A 12,792-nucleotide genomic window follows, 5' to 3' on the forward strand; every position below is an offset into this window, starting at 1 on the left:
CCAGGGCTTGTGCGCTTGACCTTGCCGCAACGTCAACGTCTTCACTGGTGCCATGCGGATCGGAGAACTCGCTGCCGCCGTCGGCGTCACCACGCGGGCTGTGCGGCACTATCACCAGCTGGGCCTGCTGCCGGAACCGGAGCGGCGGGCGAACGGGTATCGGGAGTACGGGCTGCGGCACGCCGTCGTGCTGGCGCGGATCCGGCGGCTGACCGAGCTGGGGCTCGGGCTCGCCGAGGTGCGGGACGTGCTGGCGGACGAGGCCGGGAAGGACCTGGTCGAGGTGCTGACCGAGCTGGACGAGGATCTGGCGCGGCAGGAGGAGGCCATCCGGGAGCGGCGGGGGCGGTTGCGGACCCTGCTGGAGGCGGAGGGCGGGTTGCCGGTCGAAGGGCCGGTGTCGCCGGAGCTGGCCGCGTTGTTCGCCGGGTCGGCGCAGTTCTCGGACTCGCCCATGGCCGCCAAGGACCGCGAGATCATGGCCTTCCTGGAGACGGCCATGCCGGACGAGGCACAGGAGCAGCTCGTGTCGTCGTTGGGTGAGGCCCTGGGGAGTCCCGAGGCCGTGGCGCGGGCCCATGAGGCGTACGCGCTGCTCGACGCGCTCGCCGGGGCGGAGCCGGATGATCCGCGTGTCGAGGAGGCGGCCCGGGCGCTGGTCGACTGCATTCCGCCCGGGCTGTTCCCGGAGGTCGGGGATCTCGACCACGACGACAGCGTGATGCGCGCCTTCTATGACGATCTGGCCCCGGCCCAGGCGGAGGCGATCCGCCGGACGCTGCACCTTCTCACCGAGGAGCGACGATGAGGACCGCGCGGCTGCTCATCCGGCACGAGATGCGGGTGCTCGTGAGTCTCGTGCTGTGGGTGGCGCGGCGGACGCAGGGGGCCGGGGGTGGGGGTCAGGCGTTCGGGTACGCGCGTGGGCAGGGCGCGATGATGTTCGGGTTCGGCTTCGTGTGTGTCGTCGAGACCGTGGCGATGTCCGTGCTGCTGAAGGACTGGCCGACCGTGCACGCCGCCTTCCTCTTCGTGGACGTGTACAGCGTCGTCTTCGTCGTCGGGCTGCACGCCTCGTCCGTCGTACGTCCGCACGTACTGGATGTGGAAGGCAGGGCTCTGCGGATCCGGCGGTACGTCCATGTCGATCTGCGGGTGCCGCTTGAGCTGATCGCCTCGGTGCGGCGCGAGCTGAGGATGACGCACGAGCGCGTCGACGGCGAGCTCAATGTCGAGGTGGGCGCACAGACGACCGTCACGATCGAGCTGACGGAACCCGTCACCCATGTCACCTTCTTCGGGCGCCGGCGCCCGGTCCGTGTCGTCCGGTTCCACGCCGACGACGCCGACGGGCTCGTCCGCGCCCTCGGCCAGGCGCGCGTCTGAGCTCCCCCTGAGCTCCCCGTACGCTGTCGGGCGGAGTTCGATCGAAGGAGTACGCGTGCTTGTCCTGCTGCCGCCGTCCGAAGGCAAGGCGTCGTCCGGTCGCGGTGCGCCGCTGAAACCGGAGTCGCTGTCGCTGCCGGGGCTGACCGACGCACGGGAGGCCGTCCTCACCGAGCTGGTCGAGCTGTGCGCCGGCGACGAGGACAAGGCGCGCGAGGTACTCGGGCTCAGCGAGGGGCTGCGGGGCGAGGTCGCCAAGAACGCGGAGTTGAGGACGGCCGGGGCGCGGCCTGCCGGGGAGATCTACACCGGTGTCCTCTACGACGCCCTCGGCCTGGCGACCCTGGACGCCGCCGCCAAGCGGCGGGCGGCGCGGTCGCTGCTCGTGTTCTCCGGGTTGTGGGGTGCCGTGCGGGTGACGGACCGGATTCCGTCCTACCGGTGCTCGATGGGGGTGAAGCTGCCGGGGCTCGGGGCGCTGGGCGCGCACTGGCGTACGCCGATGGCGTCGGTGCTTCCCGAGGCGGCCGGGGACGGGCTGGTGCTGGATCTGCGGTCCGCCGCGTACGCCGCCGCCTGGAAGCCGAAGGGTGAGGTCGCCGGGCGGACCGCGTCGGTACGGGTGCTGCACGCGCCGACGCGGAAGGTGGTCAGCCACTTCAACAAGGCGACCAAGGGGCGGATCGTGCGCGGCCTGCTCACCGCCGGGGTCGATCCGAAGGGCCCGGCCGAGCTGGTCACGGCGTTGCGGGAGCTCGGGTACGTCGTGGAGGCCGAGGCTCCGGCCAAGGCGGGGCAGGCGTGGGCGCTGGACGTGCTGGTGGACGAGGTTCACTGACCCGTCCAGCACCGCTGTTGCAGCATGCGCAATGAGCTTTGCGCATGCTGCTGGGTCGGCGGCAGGATACCGCCATGGACTCCCCCCTGCCCGCCTCCGTGCTGGACCTCGCGCCCGTCATCCCCGTCGTCGTCATCGAGGACGCGAGCGACGCCGTACCGCTGGCGCGGGCGCTGGTGGCCGGTGGGCTGCCCGCGATCGAGGTGACGCTGCGGACGCCGGCGGCGCCGGCGGCGATCCGGGAGATCGCCGGGCAGGTGCCGGGGGCGGTGGTGGGTGCCGGGACGGTGATCAGTCCCGGGCAGGTCGAGGAGTCGGTGGCCGCGGGCGCCCGGTTCCTGGTCAGTCCCGGCTGGACGGAACTGCTGCTGGACGCGATGCGGGCGTCCGGGGTGCCGTTCCTGCCGGGGGTGTCGACCACGTCGGAGGTTGTGGCGTTGCTGGAGCGCGAGGTGCGGGAGATGAAGTTCTTCCCGGCCGAGGCCGCGGGCGGTACGGCGTATCTGAAGTCGCTCGCCGGGCCGCTGCCGCAGGCCCGCTTCTGCCCGACGGGCGGGATCGGTCCGGCCTCCGCGCCGGACTACCTCGCTCTGCCCAACGTGGGCTGCGTGGGCGGGAGTTGGATGCTCCCGCAGGACGCGATCGCCGCCCGCGACTGGGGGCGTGTCGAGGAGCTGGCCCGTGCGGCGGCGGGGCTCAGCGCAGGTGGGACGTGTCGTTGAGGAGGCGGACGCTGGCGTTGCCGTCGGCGTAGTACGCCACGACCGACAGGGACGCGGCCGAGAGTTCCATGCGGAACAGGGACTCCGGCGGAGCGCCGAGGGCGAGCCGGACGAGCGTCTTGATCGGGGTCACGTGGGTGACGAGCAGGACCGTGCGGCCCGCGTACGCCGCGACCAGCTTGTCGCGGGTGGCGGCGAGCCGGGTGCCCGTCGCCGCGAAGCTCTCGCCGCCGCCGGTGGGTTCCGCGTCCGGGGAGGCCAGCCAGGCGTTCAGGTCGCCGGGGTGGCGTTCGCGCACCTCGGCGAAGGTCAGTCCCTCCCAGGCGCCGAAGTCGGTCTCGCGCAGCCCGTCGTCGACGCGCACCTCGAGCCCGAGCCGGTCGGCGACGATCCCGGCGGTCTCCCGGGTGCGGGCGAGGGGCGATGACACGATCGCCTGGATCGTGCCGCGCCGGGCCAGCATCGCGGCGGCCCGCTCGGCCTGATCCCGGCCGGCGTCGGACAGGGAGGGGTCGGTGCCGCCGCTGCCGGAGAACCGCTTCTGAGGTGTCAGCGGGGTCTCGCCGTGGCGCAGGAGGACGAAGGTGGCGGGGGCGCCCATGTCGGCTGGGGCCCAGCCGGGGGTGGCGACGGCCTTGGCGGCGCGGGTGTCGGCGTCCCCGTGAGCGGACCCGGTGGCGTCCCCGCGGCCGGACCCGGTGGCGTCCCCGTGAGCGGACCCGGTGGCGTCCCCGCGGCCGGACCCGGTGGCGTCCCCGCGGGCGGACCCGGTGGCATCCCCGTGGCCGGACCCGGTGGCGTCCCCGTGTGCGGACCCGGTGGCGTCCCCGTAGCCGGACCCGGTGGCTTCAGGAGTTCCGGAAGGGGCCGCGTCCAGCTCCGCCGTCGACGTCGACTCCGACCACTGCTCTCCCCTGGCCCCGGCGTCCATCGCCTCGTTGGCCAGCCGGTCCGCGTGCTTGTTCTGCTCCCGCGGCATCCACTCGTACGTGACCCGCCCCGGCGGGAACACCCGGGCCGACTCCGCCGCCAGGGGCTTCATGTCGGGGTGTTTGATCTTCCAGCGGCCCGACATCTGCTCGATGACGAGCTTGGAGTCCATCCGGACGTGGACCGTCGCGGCCGGGTCCAGTTCATGGGCGGCGCGCAGGCCGGCGAGGAGGCCGCGGTACTCGGCGACGTTGTTCGTGGCGACGCCGATGTACTCGGCCGCCTCCCGCAGGGTCTCCCCCGTCGCCGCGTCGCTCACCACGGCCCCGTAGCCCGCGGGCCCCGGATTGCCCCGCGACCCGCCGTCGGCCTCGACGATGAACTCCCGCACGGCCACCGCCCCTGTCACCTCTTACAACCCGACTACAGCCCGGACTCGGACGTGCGCACCAGGATGCGCCCGCAGTTCTCGCAGCGAATCACCGTGTCGGGCGCCGCCTTGCGGATATCGGCCAGCTCCGTGAGGGCCAGCTCCTGCCGGCAGCCCTGGCAGCTGCGTGCGTACAGCTTCGCCGCGCCGACCCCGCCCTGCTGCTCGCGCAGCCGGTCGTAGAGCTTGAGCAGATCGGCGGGCACCGACCCGGCGACGACCTCGCGCTCCTTGACCGCCGTGGAGGCATCGCCGTCGAGCTTCTCGAAGGCCGCGTCCCGGCGCGCGGTCGCGTCGTCGATCTTCGACTGGACGGAGGCGACCCGGTCGGTCAGCTCGGCCGCCCGCTCCTGCGCGGACTCCCGGCGCTCCATGACCTCCAGCACGACGTCCTCCAGATCGCCCTGCCGCTTGGCGAGGGAGGCGATCTCGCGCTGGAGGTTCTCCAGGTCCTTGGGGGAGGTCACGGCACCGGAGTCCAGGCGCTGCTGGTCGCGGGTGGCGCGCTGGCGCACCTGGTCCACGTCCTGCTCGGCCTTGGTCTGCTCGCGGGCGGTGTCGCTCTCCTCGGTCTGCGCGGCCACGAGCAGGTCGCGCAGCTGGACGAGGTCCTTGGTCAGCGACTCGATCTCGGCGTGCTCGGGCAGCGACTTCCGCTTGTGCGCGAGCTGCTGGAGGCGGACGTCGAGGTCCTGGACGTCGAGGAGTCGGATCTGGTCGGCGGGCGCGGCGTTCAGTTCGGGGCTCCCAGGGGGTCAGAAGTGGTTGAGGCCGCGTGCGCGGTCCAGGGGTCGGTGACCGTCTTCGAGACGTGGACCCGCAGGTCCCATCCGTGCCGGTCGGAGATCTCGTCGAGCTGGCTCGCGGCCAGCTCGCACCAGGGCCACTCGGTGGCCCAGTGCGCCGCGTCGAGCAGCGCGAGGGGGCTGTGGGCCACGGCTTCGGACACCGGGTGGTGGCGCAGGTCCGCCGTGAGGAAGGCGTCGACGCCCGCCGCGCGTACGTGGTCGAAGAGGCTGTCGCCGGAGCCGCCGCTGACGGCGACCGTACGGACGACCGCCTCGGGATCGCCGGCGACGCGGATGCCCTGCGCGGTGGCGGGCAGCCGCCCGGCGGCGCGGGCGGCGAACTCGCGGACGGTCAGCGGGGGGTCCAGCGCGCAGACGCGGCCCAGGCCCCGGCGGCCCTCGGGGTCGGTGGGGTCCGGGACGAGCGGTCCGGTGACGCGCAGGTCCAGGGCGCCCGCGAGGGCGTCGGAGACACCCGGGTCGGCGGTGTCGGCGTTGGTGTGGGCGACGTGCAGCGCGATGTCGTTCTTGATGAGGGTGTGGACGACACGGCCCTTGAAGTGGGTCGCCGCGACAGTCGTCGTGCCGCGCAGATAGAGCGGGTGGTGGGTGACGAGCAGGTCGGCGCCCAGCTTCACCGCCTCGTCGACGATCTCCTGGACCGGGTCGACGGCGAACAGGACCCGGGTGACCTGCTGGTCCGGGTCGCCCACGACCGTGCCGACCGCGTCCCAGGACTCGGCCCGCTGGGCGGGCCACAGGTTCTCGAGCGCGGCGATGACTTCAGACAGACGGGGCACGGGAGCAAGGCTACCCGTCTGATCTGTGGCGTTGAACCGCCACCGCCGACGCCACCACCGGCACCACCACCCGCGCCACCACCCGCGCCACCACCCGCGCCACCACCGGCGCCACGACCACCGCCATCGGCCCCGTCGGCCGCCGGTCGCCCCGCCGAGCACAAATGCCCCCTTTCCCTCAGGCGAATCGTTCCTGGAACACCCTTATGTGTGAAGCCGGAGCGCCCGGATTCCCCGTCTGTGGGACGAAAACTACGTTCGTCACTGGAGGTGACCGAACGATGACTGCCTGTGCGATCGAGCCTTCGGCGGGACATGAGGACGGGGACGGGGCGGAGCCGACGGGCTGCGCCCTCTCCGCGGACGGTGCCTACGCCGCACGTCTGGCGTCGGCCGGCGACTCCTGGTTCCCGGAGCGCTGGACCCTGGACGGCCCCGAGCCGTACGCGGTGCCGCTGCCCCGCAACCAGCCGGAGGAGCCGGGCACCGAGGTGCAGCCGATGGCCGACGGACGGGTCCTCATCCACCGTCTGGTGGCCGGACGGCACGCCTTCTCCCTGCTCTACCCGACCGGGCCCGGCACCGGCGAGGTGCCCCTGGGCGCGGTCGAGTGCACGGACCCGGCCGCCCGGCTGCGGCTGCTGCCGCCCGCCCCCGGCGGCGAGCGGGCGTACGCCCTGGCGGTCGGCCGGCGTTCGACGGCGGTGTGGCTGGTGGCGGGCGGCTCCTTCGGACCCGAGCAGCTGGCCGAGCTTCCCGGCCGCTGCTCGGGCGGGGTCTGGCTGGACCCGGCGGGGCGGCTGCTGGCGCTTGACCGGGAGGCCGGCGGCCGCACCAAGGCCGTGGTGGTGGATCTGGAGCGCGGCGGCCAGGTGTCCCCGCTGCTGCAGATCGCCGCCGACAGCGACGACCGGCTGCTGCTCGCCGACCACGACAGCGGGCTGCTGATCGTCCGCTCGGACGCGCCGTCGCCGGGCCAGGACCGGCTGGGCTGGGGTGTCCTGGGCAGCACCCTGCCGGTGCGCTTCCCGGAGTGCCTGCGGCTGCGGGACTGCGCGGTCACGCCGTTCGCGATCCAGCCGGGGCAGGTGCTGACGCCGGAGAGCTGCGCGGTGGCGCTGCGCGTGGACGGGCCGGCGGGCAGCTGGGTCGCCGTGTGGCGGCCGGCCGAGCGGCGGGTGCACCATCTCCCGGCGCCCGAGGGGTGGTTGGCGGGCACCGGCCTGTGGACGCCGGAGGGAGTGCTGCGGCTGCCGTACGCGACAGAGGTCGTACCGTGCGGCGTGGCGCAGGTGAGCCCGCCCGCGGCGGCGGCACCGGAGCCCGACGCCGCGCCGCCGCCCTGCCCGGAGCCGGGCATGGGGCCGGAGCCGGGCATGGGGCCGGGGCCGCGGCCGGGGCAGGAGGCGGACGCGCGTTCCGCCGGCAGGACCGCCGCGCCGGGCCATCCCCCGGAACCGGCACCGAGTCCAGGACCGGGACCGAGACCAGGACCGGGACCGAGACCAGGACCAGGACCAGAAGTAGGACCGGCACCGGGTCCAGGAGCAGAACCGGCACCGGCACCCGGACCAGAACCAGCCCTCTCCACCCCCCGTCCGGTGCCGTTGCAGCAGGCGCCGTTGGGACGGCTTGTAACGAACTAGTGCCGGTTGGCGTGGCCGCCTGGATCCCGGGTGCGGGGTGCCGGTTACACTCGCCCGGCTGTAAGAAAGATCATGTTGACGGGGTGAATTCCATCCGATGAGCGACGCCAGCACGAACCAGTTGCACGCTGACGACGTCCAGGAGACCTCCGCCGGCCAAGGCCGGCACCGTGGTGAGGTCTCCACGCACGACGGCGAGACGGCTCCGCGCGGTCGCCACCGCAAGCCGGTGGCGGAGACCGAGCAGACCGAGACGGCGGCCTGACGGAACGTCAGTGCCCGAACAGCGAACGGCCCCACCCCTTGTATGACGGGCGGGGCCGTTCAGCGTTCCTCAGCCGCGTTTCAGTCCCAGCACCTCCGCCGCCGCGAAGGTCTCCCCCGTCGGCCGGTCCGCGTAGTACGGCCCGAGGACGGCCTCCAGCTCGTCGTACGTGAAGGTGTCCTGCTTGCTGTCGAACTTGGCGGCGACCCGCGGCCGTTCGACGACGGCGACCATCCCGCCGTGCACCACGAGGAGCTGCCCGTTCACATGGGCGGCCGCGGGCGAGGCCAGATAGCCGACGAGCGGAGCGACATGCTCGGGGGCGAGCGGGTCGAGGCCGTCGCCGTCGCCGGAGGCGCGCTCGATGCCCGCGAAGACGTCCTCGGTCATGCGGGTGCGGGCGCGGGGGCAGATCGCGTTGGCCGTCACGCCGTACTTGCCGAGGGCGAGGGCCGTGGAGGTGGTGAGGCCTACGATGCCGCCCTTGGCCGCCGCGTAGTTGGGCTGCCCGGCGGACCCGGCGAGGAACGCCTCCGAGGAGGTGTTCACGATCCGCCCGAACACCGGCTCCCCGGCCCGCTTGGACCGCTCCCGCCAGTGGGCGGCGGCGAACCGGGTGGTGTTGAAGTGGCCCTTGAGGTGCACGCGGAGTACGGCGTCCCACTCCTCCTCGGCCATCGAGAACACCATGCGGTCGCGCAGGATGCCCGCGTTGTTGACGAGGATGTCGAGCCTGCCGTACTCGGCGACGGCCGACTCGACCAGCTCGCCCGCCTGCCGGAAGTCGGAGACGTCACCGGTGTGCGCGAGGGCGGCCCCGCCCGCCGCCCGGATCTCGGCGGCGACCTCCTCGGCGGGCCCGGCGGAGGCCTCGCCGCTGCCGTCGCGGCCCGCCTGCCCGTAGTCGTTGACGACCACGGCGGCGCCGAGCCGGGCGAGTTCCAGCGCTTCGGCCCGGCCGAGCCCGCGGCCCGCGCCCGTGACGATCGCGGACAATCCCCGGAGAGGCAGCGACTGCGGCTGCGACATGGTGTACGCCCTCACATCTCGATGCACGTACGCAGGGCGGTCCCGGTCCGCATCTGGTCCAGGGCCTCGTTGACGTCGGCGAACGGGACCCGGTGGGTGATCAGGCCCGCCAGGTCGACCCGGCCCGCGCGCCACAGGGCGATGGTGCGTTCGTAGGAGCGCAGGACGTCTCCGCCGCCGTACATGGACGGCAGGATCCGCTTCTCGTCGAAGAACAGCTCGAACATGTTGAGCTGGAGGAAGTCGTCCATGGCGCCGGCGCCGACCACGACGAGGGTGCCGCCGCGCCGGGTGGTGTCGTACGCCGTGCGTGCCGTGGCGGACTTGCCGACGACCTCGAAGACGTAGTCGAAGCCCTCGCCGGCGGTGATCTGCTGTTTGGCGTCGGGCAGTTCGTCCGGGGAGACGGCCCTGGTGGCGCCGAACTTGAGCGCGCTCTCGCGGCGTGCGGCGATGGGGTCGACGGCGACGATCTCGGCGGCGCCCCGCAGCCGGGCTCCCTGGATCACGGAGATGCCGACTCCCCCGCACCCGATGACCGCCACCGACGAACCGGCCTCCACGTCCGCCGTGTTGAGCGCGGCGCCCAGTCCGGTCGTCACACCGCAGCCGATGAGGGCGGCGATGTCGAAGGGCACGTCGTCGGGTATCGGCACCGCGCAGCCGGCGTCGACGACGACCTCCTCGGTGAAGGTGCCGGTGCCGGCGAAACCGAAGACGTCCCCGCCGGGGCGCTTGAAGTTGGGCGTGCCGGCGTTCATGAACCCGGCGAGGCACAGTTCGGTCTGGCCGCGCTTGCAGGCGGGGCACGCGCCGCAGGCGGGCAGCCAGCACACGACGACGCGGTCACCGGCCTTCAGGTGGCCGACGCCCTCGCCGACTTCGAGGATCTCCCCCGCCCCCTCGTGCCCGGGCACGAACGGCGCGGGCTGCGGCAGCACCCCGCTCATCGCGGACAGGTCCGAGTGGCACAGCCCCGTGGCGCGCACCCTGATCCGCACCTTGCCGGGTCCGAACCCCACCGCCTCGACGTCGTCGAGGACCTCCAGTTTGTCCTGGCCGATCTCGTGCAGTACGGCTGCGCGCATGGTGCGGCTCCCCTCGTACGGCGTTCTGGACTCGGTTCTGTACTCAGGTGTGTTCGACGATGGTGTCGGCGAGGACGGGCGCGTCGTCCCGGTCCGCGGCGCTGACGGCGACCCTGGTGGACCCGTGCGTGTGCCACATGCGGATCCGCAGCGTCTCCCCCGGGTACACGACCCCGGCGAACCGGGTGGTGTAGGTGCGCACCCGGGTCACGTCCCCGCCGAGCAGTGTGTCGACGACCGCCTTGAGCGTCATGCCGTAGGTGCACAGCCCGTGCAGGATGGGCCGCTCGAATCCGGCGACCTTGGCGAACTCGGGGTCGGCGTGCAGGGGGTTCCAGTCGCCGGAGAGGCGGTAGAGGAGGGCCTGGTCCTCACGGACGTGCCGCTCGACGACCCGGTCCGGCTCACCGGCGGGCGGGTCGAGCCGGGCGGACGGACCGCGGTCGCCGCCCCAGCCGCCCTCGCCGCGGATGAAGATCTGGGCGTCGTTGGTCCACAACGGGCCGTCGGGGTCGCCGACTTCGGTACGCAGCACCAGGACGGCCGCCTTGCCCTTGTCGTACACGGCGGCGATCCGGTTGGTCGCGGTGGCGGTGCCCGCCGCGGGGATGGGCCGGTGGATGACGAGGCTCTGGCCGCCGTGCAGGACACGGGCGAGGTCGACCTCGACGCCGGGCATGGACAGCCCGCCGGTCACCCCGGGCTTTCCGCCGCCCGCGACGGTGGCGAAGCTCGGCAGGACGTGCAGCCGGGACTCCAGGGTGTAGCGCAGCTCGTCGGGGCCGGTGGCGGGGGTGCCCGCGCCGATGCCGAGGTGGTAGAGCTGGACGTCCTTGTGGTCCCAGGTGATCTCGCCGGTCCGGGGTTCGGCGGCGAGCGCCTTGGCTGCGTCGATGGGCATGGGGCTCCTGATCGCCGTAGGAAGGCCTCGGCAGTGCCGTGGGAAAGACCTCGGCACGGCCGTCCGCACCGTCGGCCGCACCGAGGCCGTCTGGGACCGGACCGGAACGGACCGAACTGGAACGGACCGAACCGGAACGGACCGAATCCAACTGGAACGCGTTCCACTCCCGCGCCCTCTGTATAGCCCAGGCCCCCACACTTGTGAAGTCTCCTGACGCTGTGTCAGATGTTGGGACTCCGGGACTCCCGGAGGACGGGCACCGGTGACTTTTGTCCTGCCGTACTCCGTACAACCGCCTCTGCCGCCGGGCCTCGGCGGATCCGTAGCGTCGTTGCCATGACCACGCAGACCCAGCGGGCCGTGTCCTTCACGCACACGGTCAAGACCTACGGCGAGGTGCGCGCCGTGGACGGTATCGATCTCGGCATAGCACCGGGCGAGACGGTTGCCCTGCTCGGCCGCAACGGCGCGGGCAAGTCCACCACGATCTCCCTGCTCCTCGGCCTCACCGAGCCGGACACGGGCACCGTCGACCTGTTCGGGGCGCCGCCGGAGGAGTCCGTGCGCGCCGGGCGGGTCGGCGCGATGCTCCAGGAGGCGCGGGCGGTCCCCCGGGTCACGGTCGGCGAACTGGTCGCCTTCGTGGCCGGCCGCTACCCCGCCCCGCTGCCGGTCGCCCAGGCCCTCGATCTGGCCGGGATCGCCGGACTCACGGGACGTCGTGTGGACCGTCTCTCCGGTGGCCAGATCCAGCGCGTACGGTTCGCGGTCGCGCTCGCGGGCAACCCAGGGCTGCTGGTCCTGGACGAGCCGACCGCCGCCCTGGACGTCGAGGCGCGGCACGCCTTCTGGGACTCCATGCGCGGCTACGCCCGCCGTGGCCACACCGTCCTGTTCTCCACCCACTACCTGGAGGAGGCCGACGCGCACGCCGACCGGATCCTCGTCATCGACCGGGGCCGGATCGTCGCGGACGGCACGGGGGACGTCCTGCGGCGCTCGGCGGGCGGCAGCCTGGTCGCGTTCGACCTGGCGGGCGAGGACCCCGAAGGGCTCTCCCTGTTGCCCGGCGTGCGGTCGGTGGAGGTGCGCGAGGGCCGCGCCCGGTTGCGCACCGACGACTCCGACGCGACGGTGACCGCGCTGGCCCGCCTGGGCGCGATCCGCAGGCTGGAAGTGGCCCCGCCGTCGCTGGACGACGCGTTCCTGGCCCTGACCTCCCTGGAGCCGGTGCGATGAGGGGCTACCTGGGGCTGGAGGTCCGCCGCACGCTCCGCGACCCCGGCTTCGTGATCGGCGGGATCGCGATGCCGGTGCTGATGTACCTGCTGTTCACCAACCTCGGTCAGGACGAGAGCGGCTGGCGGACCGAGGCGATGGTCGGCATGGCCGCGTACGGTGCGCTCGGCTCGGCGCTCAACACCGGGGGCGGGGTCGCCGAGGACCGGGCGATCGGCTGGCTGCGGCAACTGAGGGTGACCCCGATGACGCCTCGCCAGGTGGTGGTGGGCCGGGCCCTCACCGGCACGGTCACGGTCCTGCCGGCGATCATCGCCGTGCTGCTGGCCGGCGGTCTGCTGAACGGCGTACGGCTGGCGGTCTGGCAGTGGGCGGCGATCGCGGCGCTGCTGTGGCTCGGGTCGATCCCGTTCACTCTGCTCGGCCTGGGCAACGGCTACCGGCTGTCCGGTCAGACCACCGGCGTGGCGAACATGATGTGCAGCATGGGCCTCGCGGTACTGGGCGGACTGTGGTTCCCGGTGGCGCTGTTCCCGGACTGGCTGCGCGTCCTGTCCCGGTACACGCCGACCAACCGCTTCGCCCAGCTCGGCGGCTCGGTCGCGACCGGCCACGCACCGACGCCCGGCACGGTCCTCGTGCTGTCCGGCTGGCTGCTGGCCTTCGGCTCGTACGCTGTGCTGTCGTACCGCCGCCGCGCGGCGGACGTCTGATCGAAGGCGGAGAC

General features: G+C 73.1%; 14 protein-coding genes. 8 read left to right on the forward strand and 6 right to left on the reverse strand.

Annotated features, from left to right (window positions below):
- The first annotated feature begins 52 nt into the window (after positions 1–52).
- The 4 genes from ACIBK5_RS14610 to eda all read left to right on the forward strand — a co-directional run bounded on the left by ACIBK5_RS14610 (position 53) and on the right by eda (position 2,946).
- Positions 53–808, forward strand: a complete 756-nt coding sequence (locus ACIBK5_RS14610; protein WP_399019491.1) for a MerR family transcriptional regulator — start codon at positions 53–55, stop codon at positions 806–808.
- Positions 805–1,386, forward strand: a complete 582-nt coding sequence (locus ACIBK5_RS14615; RefSeq protein ID WP_399019492.1) for a hypothetical protein — start codon at positions 805–807, stop codon at positions 1,384–1,386. The genes ACIBK5_RS14610 and ACIBK5_RS14615 overlap by 4 nt, the downstream gene beginning before the upstream one ends.
- A 55-nt stretch (positions 1,387–1,441) precedes the next feature.
- On the forward strand, positions 1,442–2,224 hold the full coding sequence (gene yaaA, locus ACIBK5_RS14620) for a peroxide stress protein YaaA (RefSeq protein WP_399019494.1): 783 nt from the start codon (positions 1,442–1,444) through the stop codon (positions 2,222–2,224).
- 74 nt (positions 2,225–2,298) lie between these two features.
- Complete coding sequence (gene eda / locus ACIBK5_RS14625) at positions 2,299–2,946, forward strand: bifunctional 4-hydroxy-2-oxoglutarate aldolase/2-dehydro-3-deoxy-phosphogluconate aldolase (protein WP_399019496.1); 648 nt, start codon at positions 2,299–2,301, stop codon at positions 2,944–2,946.
- On the opposite strand, the gene ACIBK5_RS14630 is transcribed toward eda, so the two are convergent.
- From ACIBK5_RS14630 to ACIBK5_RS14640, 3 genes are read right to left on the reverse strand one after another with little or no spacing between them, the layout of a single operon-like run.
- Positions 2,921–4,267 carry a bifunctional RNase H/acid phosphatase gene (locus tag ACIBK5_RS14630; RefSeq protein WP_399020008.1) on the reverse strand — a complete coding sequence of 449 codons (1,347 nt, stop codon included), beginning with the start codon at positions 4,265–4,267 and terminating at the stop codon, positions 2,921–2,923. The genes eda and ACIBK5_RS14630 overlap by 26 nt on opposite strands.
- A 32-nt stretch (positions 4,268–4,299) precedes the next feature.
- On the reverse strand, positions 4,300–5,043 hold the full coding sequence (locus ACIBK5_RS14635; RefSeq protein WP_399020010.1) for a zinc ribbon domain-containing protein: 744 nt from the start codon (positions 5,041–5,043) through the stop codon (positions 4,300–4,302).
- Positions 5,040–5,894, reverse strand: a complete 855-nt coding sequence (locus tag ACIBK5_RS14640) for a Nif3-like dinuclear metal center hexameric protein (RefSeq protein WP_399019498.1) — start codon at positions 5,892–5,894, stop codon at positions 5,040–5,042. The genes ACIBK5_RS14635 and ACIBK5_RS14640 overlap by 4 nt, the downstream gene beginning before the upstream one ends.
- Positions 5,895–6,175: 281 nt before the next feature.
- Between ACIBK5_RS14640 and ACIBK5_RS14645 the strand changes: the two genes are divergently transcribed.
- Together ACIBK5_RS14645 and ACIBK5_RS14650 are read left to right on the forward strand one after the other, a co-directional pair.
- The gene (locus ACIBK5_RS14645) at positions 6,176–7,540 is read left to right on the forward strand and encodes a hypothetical protein (RefSeq protein ID WP_399019500.1); all 1,365 of its coding nucleotides are present in this window, start codon (positions 6,176–6,178) and stop codon (positions 7,538–7,540) included.
- Between the two features lie 97 nt (positions 7,541–7,637).
- Positions 7,638–7,805, forward strand: coding sequence for a hypothetical protein (locus tag ACIBK5_RS14650; protein WP_399019502.1), 168 nt, complete (start codon positions 7,638–7,640; stop codon positions 7,803–7,805).
- A 69-nt stretch (positions 7,806–7,874) separates the two neighbouring features.
- On the opposite strand, the gene ACIBK5_RS14655 is transcribed toward ACIBK5_RS14650, so the two are convergent.
- The 3 genes from ACIBK5_RS14655 to ACIBK5_RS14665 are packed head-to-tail and all read right to left on the reverse strand — an operon-like array spanning position 7,875 to position 10,823.
- Positions 7,875–8,834, reverse strand: a complete 960-nt coding sequence (locus ACIBK5_RS14655; RefSeq protein ID WP_399019504.1) for a 3-oxoacyl-ACP reductase — start codon at positions 8,832–8,834, stop codon at positions 7,875–7,877.
- Between the two features lie 11 nt (positions 8,835–8,845).
- Entirely contained in the window at positions 8,846–9,922 is a 1,077-nt protein-coding gene (locus tag ACIBK5_RS14660; protein WP_399019506.1) for a Zn-dependent alcohol dehydrogenase, read from the reverse strand.
- 43 nt (positions 9,923–9,965) lie between these two features.
- Positions 9,966–10,823, reverse strand: a complete 858-nt coding sequence (locus tag ACIBK5_RS14665) for a MaoC/PaaZ C-terminal domain-containing protein (RefSeq protein ID WP_399019508.1) — start codon at positions 10,821–10,823, stop codon at positions 9,966–9,968.
- Between the two features lie 339 nt (positions 10,824–11,162).
- On the opposite strand from ACIBK5_RS14665, the gene ACIBK5_RS14670 reads away from it, so the two are divergent.
- Together ACIBK5_RS14670 and ACIBK5_RS14675 are read left to right on the forward strand one after the other, a co-directional pair.
- Complete coding sequence (locus ACIBK5_RS14670) at positions 11,163–12,065, forward strand: ATP-binding cassette domain-containing protein (protein WP_399019510.1); 903 nt, start codon at positions 11,163–11,165, stop codon at positions 12,063–12,065.
- Positions 12,062–12,778 (forward strand): ABC transporter permease, encoded by a 717-nt coding sequence (locus ACIBK5_RS14675; protein WP_399019512.1) that lies wholly within the window; start codon positions 12,062–12,064, stop codon positions 12,776–12,778. Before ACIBK5_RS14670 ends, ACIBK5_RS14675 begins: the two co-directional genes overlap by 4 nt.
- Positions 12,779–12,792: the final 14 nt, after the last annotated feature.

Origin of the sequence: Streptomyces sp. NPDC050546 (assembly GCF_044457425.1) — a bacterium.
Classification (GTDB): Bacteria; Actinomycetota; Actinomycetes; order Streptomycetales; family Streptomycetaceae; genus Streptomyces.

Excerpts from the sequence above, each read along its gene's own strand:
- ACIBK5_RS14610 (WP_399019491.1), top strand. The coding sequence starts at position 53 with ATGCGGATCGGAGAACTCGCTGCCGCCGTCGGCGTCACCACGCGGGCT.
- ACIBK5_RS14615 (WP_399019492.1), top strand. The coding sequence starts at position 805 with ATGAGGACCGCGCGGCTGCTCATCCGGCACGAGATGCGGGTGCTCGTG.
- eda (WP_399019496.1), top strand. The coding sequence starts at position 2,299 with ATGGACTCCCCCCTGCCCGCCTCCGTGCTGGACCTCGCGCCCGTCATC.
- ACIBK5_RS14645 (WP_399019500.1), top strand. The coding sequence starts at position 6,176 with ATGACTGCCTGTGCGATCGAGCCTTCGGCGGGACATGAGGACGGGGAC.
- ACIBK5_RS14650 (WP_399019502.1), top strand. The coding sequence starts at position 7,638 with ATGAGCGACGCCAGCACGAACCAGTTGCACGCTGACGACGTCCAGGAG.
- ACIBK5_RS14655 (WP_399019504.1), bottom strand. The coding sequence starts at position 8,834 with ATGTCGCAGCCGCAGTCGCTGCCTCTCCGGGGATTGTCCGCGATCGTC.
- ACIBK5_RS14660 (WP_399019506.1), bottom strand. The coding sequence starts at position 9,922 with ATGCGCGCAGCCGTACTGCACGAGATCGGCCAGGACAAACTGGAGGTC.
- ACIBK5_RS14665 (WP_399019508.1), bottom strand. The coding sequence starts at position 10,823 with ATGCCCATCGACGCAGCCAAGGCGCTCGCCGCCGAACCCCGGACCGGC.
- ACIBK5_RS14670 (WP_399019510.1), top strand. The coding sequence starts at position 11,163 with ATGACCACGCAGACCCAGCGGGCCGTGTCCTTCACGCACACGGTCAAG.
- ACIBK5_RS14675 (WP_399019512.1), top strand. The coding sequence starts at position 12,062 with ATGAGGGGCTACCTGGGGCTGGAGGTCCGCCGCACGCTCCGCGACCCC.